At 73.9% G+C, this 3890-nt stretch carries 3 protein-coding genes; 1 reads left to right on the plus strand and 2 read right to left on the minus strand.

From position 1 onward, the window contains the following. Both D8M35_RS15765 and D8M35_RS15770 read right to left on the minus strand, forming a co-directional pair. On the minus strand, positions 1-1753 hold a 1753-nt coding region (locus tag D8M35_RS15765), incomplete at its 3' end, for a phosphatase PAP2 family protein (RefSeq protein WP_202976578.1). Positions 1754-2034: 281 nt separating this feature from the next. Beyond that, a complete protein-coding gene (locus D8M35_RS15770; protein ID WP_161972692.1) occupies positions 2035-2940 on the minus strand; it encodes a CPBP family intramembrane glutamic endopeptidase in 906 nt (301 codons plus the stop codon). Between D8M35_RS15770 and D8M35_RS15775 the strand changes: the two genes are divergently transcribed. Beyond that, entirely contained in the window at positions 2939-3628 is a 690-nt protein-coding gene (locus tag D8M35_RS15775) for a metal-dependent transcriptional regulator (RefSeq protein ID WP_126892669.1), read from the plus strand. The genes D8M35_RS15770 and D8M35_RS15775 overlap by 2 nt on opposite strands. Positions 3629-3890 lie beyond the last annotated feature (262 nt).

Raw genomic sequence — 3890 nt, forward strand, 5'->3', positions numbered from 1 at the left:
TGGCGCCGGTGCCGCTCGCCGTGCCGGTGCCGCCGGTCGAGCCACCCGCGCTCGGCGCCGCGGTCACGGTGATCGCGAGCGGCGACACGAGCACCGAGGTACCCGACGCGTCGACCAGGTCGAGCGTGTGCGCGCCGACCGCGGCGTCCGCGGGGATCACGACCGAGCCGGTCGCGGTGCCGTCCGCGCCCACCGTGAGCGTGCCGACCACGACCGGGTCGGAGTGCAGCACGACCTGCAGCGTGGCGCCGGCGGGGAGGCCGGTGCCGGCGAGGGCGAGGGCCTTCCCGGCCTGCACCGTGGTGCCCTCCGGGGCGGTCAGCACACCGGAGACGACGCGCGCCTGACCACCGGTCGAGACGACCTTCGCGGTGCCGTCCGCACCGACGGCGACGGTCGCGCTCGTCGCGGCCGCGAGGTCGAGCCGCTCCCACGAACCGTTCGCGGTGCCGGACTGGTCGAGGGGGTACCCCGACGCGATCTCGGTCTGCGCGAGCACCTGCTCGCGCTGCGCGTCGGTCAGGGTCGGGAAGGTCGACAGGAGCAGGTTCGACGCGCCGGTCGGGACCGACGGGGCGAGACCAGCGGTCCCGGTCTGCGCGAAGCCGTAGGTCATGCGCTCGCGGTAGACCTGCGCGGCCGAGGCGCGGTCGGTGACGACCTGCGCGGTGCCGCCGGGCATCGCCTGGCCGCCGTAGGGGTCGTCGGTGTAGGGCTGCTCCGCCGCGATGCAGTTCGCGAGGGTGTCGCCGCACTCCGCCTCGAGGTACTTCGTGAGCTCGGCGCGGGCCGGCTCGAGGACCTCGGTGCGGTACTGCGTGTCGGACCAGCGGGCGGCCAGGGCGGCCTCGCCGTCGATGCGTCCGCCCATGATGTCGAGCGGGTAGTGGACGCCGAGGACGATGCGGTCGTTGCCGGCCTCGGACGTGCGGGCGAGGATCTCCGGTGCGAGCTCGGGCACGAGCGTGGCGAGGGTGATGCCCGCCTGGTACGCCGTGGTGGTGTGCCCGGACGGGTACGAGCCGCCGGTGCAGATGCCCTTCTGGCCGTAGCCGGCGTCGAGCACGACGTCGTTCGGTGAGAACTCGTGCGTGGTGTCGGTCGTGGCCGGCACCCGCGTCATCGTGAGGTTGCCCTTCGCGTCCGCCCAGGCCTTGCCGGTGCGGTTCGCCGCGAGCGACGACGCGTTGACGGTCGCCGGGTTGCAGTTCGCGGTGTCGTCGCCGGCGGGCAGCGTCGCCGCGGTGTCGGACGGCAGGTAGGGCCGCGGGTAGCTGTAGTGCGCCTTCGCGTCACCGGTGCCGACGTAGGCGCCGCTGGTGCCGTTCGACGAGTTGATCAGGGCGCTCGTGAGCGGGAGTGCGCCGGTGTTGCGTCCCTGGACGAGCAGCTTGCCCAGCGTGTCACCGAGGCCCTGCGACACCGTGAACGACTGGTCGTAGGCGGTGTTCGTGGCGTTGTTGTACTCGGCGTCCTGCAGCGCCCGGAACTGCTGCGCCGCCGTGGCGTGCTGGTTGATCCACGACGTCAGTTGGTCGTTCTTCGCCAGCGTCGTCGGGTCGTTCACCGTGCCGTGCAGGTCGTTCTTCCCGCTCGACGTCCAGTACTGGTCGTACCCGTTCAGCAGCGACACGAGGTCGGGCTTGGTGGAGTCGCTCGGGTACGTCGCGGCCTGGGCGGCGAGCGGCGACCCGAGCACGAGTGCGGTCGCGACGGTGGCGACGGTCACTCCGCGGACGGCGGATCTGCGCATGTGGTGGTGGTCGCCCGGGGGCGACGCCCCTTCCTGTTGTACCGGTGTGGAAACAGGGTGAACCTAGGGACGGGTGGTTGCCGGACGGCGAACGGTCCCCCACCCGAGGGTGAACCGGGCCCCAGGCTGTGCGCATTCGCAGCGCCCGCGGCCGCGGGCGCGGGCGGGGGCAGCGGGCGGGGGCGCGGGCGGGTTGTCCGCGAAAGCGACAGAACGCGCGCAACCGTTCGCGGCAGCCTGTCGCTCTCGCGGGGGAGACCGGCCCGCGGGCGGCTGCCGGGTCAGACGGCGGACGGGAGGCGCGGCTCGTCCACCTGCACCGCGAGCGCTCCCATGGGCGGGACCGTCCGCCACCGGCGCCCGAGGCGACGGGCCCGGTCGTCCCGCCACGCGACCACGCCGCCGGCGGCCAGCCCGAGGGCGAGCACCGCGAAGGCGAACAGCCCGATGAACCCGGCGGACGCCATCCGCGCCAGGTCCTGCGTCGGCACGGTCGCCGACACCGCGATCGACCCGAAGTCCCAGGAGGCGTGGAGCAGCACGGGCGCGAGCAGGTTCCCGGTCAGCCGCCGGGCCAGGTACAGCGTGGACCCGAACGACGCCGCGAAGACGACCTGCACGACGGTCAGGCCGACCTCGGCACCCGCGAGGACGTTGAGGAAGTGCAGCAGCCCGAACAGCGCGCACGACGCGATCCACACCCCGAACTCGGGCAGCCGCCGTCGGAGCCCGACGAGCAGGACGCCGCGCGTGAGCAGCTCCTCGAACACCCCGACGAAGAGGACCCCGACCCCGAGCAGCACGAAGTACCGCACCGGCTGCGCGTCCCACTCGACGAGCGGCAGTCGCGCCAGGCAGACAGCGGCGATCAGGGCCGGCGCGATGAGCGTCCAGCGCAGTGTCGCGCGGCGTCGGTCCACTGTCGCGATCGGCCACCACCCGAGGGCGGTGACGTAGGCGCAGAGCACGAGCACCGCGATGCCCTCGGGCAGCACGAGTGCCCCGATGACGCTCTCGACCGTCTGCCCGAGCGTGCCGTAGTCGTCGCTCGGCCGCGAGCGCCAGGCACTGACGGCGGCGAAGGCGACGAGCGGCAACAGGCCGAGCAGGATCGACGGGGGCACCGGCCAGCGGCGGCGCCGGACGCGTGCCGTCGTGGTCGCCCGTCGTCCGTACCATTGACGCATGCGCCTGCCCTCCCTCTCCACCATGGCAGAGGACTACGTGAAGCTCGTGTGGAAGGCCGGCGAGCGTGGCAGCGAGGGGCTTGCGACGCGGGACATCGCGGCGGCGCTCGGGGTCTCGGCGTCGACGGTGTCGGGCAACCTCCGGAAGCTCGACCGCGACGGCCTCATCGAGCACACCCCCTACTACGGCGTCGTGCTCACCCCGCTCGGGCAGCAGGTCGCCGTGGCGATGGTCCGCCGGCACCGACTCATCGAGACCTACCTCGTGCAGCGGCTCGGCTACTCGTGGGACGAGGTCCACACCGAGGCCGAAGCGCTCGAGCACGCGGTGTCCGAGACCTTCCTCGACCGGGTCGACGCCGACCTGGGCCACCCGACGCACGACCCGCACGGCGACCCGATCCCGGCGGCGGACGGCTCGGTCCCGTCGTCGCCCGGAACACTGCTCGGGTCGATCGAGCCCGGCGCGTGCGGGACCGTCGACCGGGTGTCCGACGACGACCCGGCCCTGCTGCGCTACTTCGACGAGCTCGGCGTCGCACTGGGGACCCACCTGCGGGTGGAGCGCGTCCGTGACTACGCGGGGGTGATCGCCGTCGCGCGCCGGACGCCCGACGGCCAGGAGTCCCTCGTCGACCTGCCCGCCGCCGCAGCCTCGGCCATCTGGCTCGCCCCCGACGCCGACTGACGACGCCCGCCGCACGGGCCCGCCGGACCGCCCGCCCGCCCACCCGCCCGTTTCTCGAGCGGGCACTTCCTGTCACACTCGGCGGCTGCTGCCGACGGATCCCGCCCGCCCGCCGGCATGCACGCGGCATGTCCTGCCCGTTCGGTGCGGCTGGTGCCCACGGACGGACGGGAGGCGCGGTGCCAGCCCGCCCCGCGCCTCCCGTCCGTGCGCTGGCCCGAGCGAGCCCGTTCCGTCACGCTCGACGGCCGTAGGCGACGGA

The organism is Curtobacterium sp. HSID17257, from assembly GCF_003989515.1.
Taxonomy (GTDB): Bacteria; Actinomycetota; Actinomycetes; order Actinomycetales; family Microbacteriaceae; genus Curtobacterium.

Coding starts and splice junctions, on each gene's coding strand:
- D8M35_RS15775 (WP_126892669.1), top strand. CDS start 2,939: ATGCGCCTGCCCTCCCTCTCCACCATGGCAGAGGACTACGTGAAGCTC.
- D8M35_RS15770 (WP_161972692.1), bottom strand. CDS start 2,940: ATGCGTCAATGGTACGGACGACGGGCGACCACGACGGCACGCGTCCGG.